Raw genomic sequence first — 1615 nt, forward strand, 5'->3', positions numbered from 1 at the left:
ATTTGGGGCAAATGTGATTTGCCCCTACACATTATTTTGTACAATTACACAATATCGAAAATTTCTCGAAATCCTACCGCTTGTTTTAAATCTTCTTTATGCCTTCCAACTTTCCGCCAAATCACGCGAAAGCTTGCTCACGTTGCCCGCACCTTGTGCCAAAATTAAATCACCATCTTGAATAATTTGATCTAACACTTCGCCAAGTTGTGAAGTATCTGACACTAAAATCGGATCCACTTTGCCAAGATTACGGATTGAACGGCACAGATCTTTACTCTCCGCCCCCACAATTGGTGCTTCGCCTGCGGCATAGACATTAAGCATAATCAACGCATCAACCTGCGACAACACTTGTACGAAGTCATCAAATAAATCACGGGTACGAGAATAACGGTGCGGTTGGAATACCATCACTACACGTTTATTTTCCCAACCTTGACGAGCGGCTTTAATCGTCACATCCACTTCCGTTGGGTGATGACCGTAGTCATCAACTAACATTACCTTACCATTTGGACGAATAAATGAGCCAAGTTGGTCAAAACGGCGGCCTGCACCTTGGAAATCCGCAAGGGCGGCTAAAATTGCTTCATTGGCAATGCCTTCTTCTTTCGCAACCGCTAATGCCGCTGTTGCATTCAGTGCATTGTGTCTGCCTGGCACGTTTAGTAAAACTTCGATACGCTCGCCTGTCGGACAAACCACCGTATAATGCCCTTGGAAGCCAGTTTGTTGATAATCTTCAATACGGTAATCGGCTTTTTCACTAAAACCATAGCTAATCACTTGGCGACCGACTTTCGGGGCAATTTCCATCACTGTTTCATCATCGGCACACATCACTGCTAAACCATAGAAAGGCAGGTTGCGTAAGAAACGTACATAGGTTTCTTTCATTTTTTCGAAATCGCCACCGTAAGTATCCATATGGTCTGGTTCAATGTTGGTCACAACAGAAACCATCGGCTGTAAATGTAAAAATGACGCATCACTTTCATCGGCTTCTGCAATTAAGTAACGGCTTGCCCCTAAATGAGCATTTTTACCCGCTGATTTTACTAAACCACCATTTACAAAAGTAGGATCTAACCCTGCTTCGGTATAAATCATGGAAATCATTGCGGTTGTGGTAGTTTTACCGTGAGTACCTGCAATCGCAATACCGTGACGGAAACGCATAATTTCCGCTAACATCTGCGCTCGTTGGATCACTGGAATACGCGCTTCTTTTGCTGCCGCGACTTCTGGGTTGCTTTCATCAATCGCACTCGAAGCGACAACAACACTTGCCCCTTCAATATTTTCTGCTTGATGTCCGATAAAAACTTTTGCACCTGCTTTTGCTAAGCGTTGCGTGACTGCACCGTCCGTAATATCCGAGCCTGAAATTTGATAACCTTCATTTAATAACACTTCAGCAATCCCAGACATACCTGCGCCACCAATCCCAATAAAGTGGATTTGATTTACACGGCGCATTTCAGGGACTAATTTTTTAACTTTATCTTGGAAATTTTTCATTCATTTTCCTTTTTATTCGTAGGGGGGGGGGTTTATCCCCACCCATTCACATTGTATTCTATATCGGGCGGGGATAAACCCCGCCCCTACA

The 1615-nt window shown here is 43.8% G+C and carries 1 protein-coding gene; it reads right to left on the reverse strand.

From position 1 onward, the window contains the following. Positions 1-96 precede the first annotated feature (96 nt). Positions 97-1524: a UDP-N-acetylmuramate--L-alanine ligase gene (gene murC, locus AM305_RS11530; RefSeq protein WP_005826315.1), complete on the reverse strand. Its 1428-nt coding sequence runs from the start codon at positions 1522-1524 to the stop codon at positions 97-99. Positions 1525-1615: the final 91 nt, after the last annotated feature.

Origin of the sequence: Actinobacillus minor NM305, from assembly GCF_000175195.1 — a bacterium.
In the GTDB taxonomy this organism is placed as follows: domain Bacteria; phylum Pseudomonadota; class Gammaproteobacteria; order Enterobacterales; family Pasteurellaceae; genus Haemophilus_A; species Haemophilus_A minor.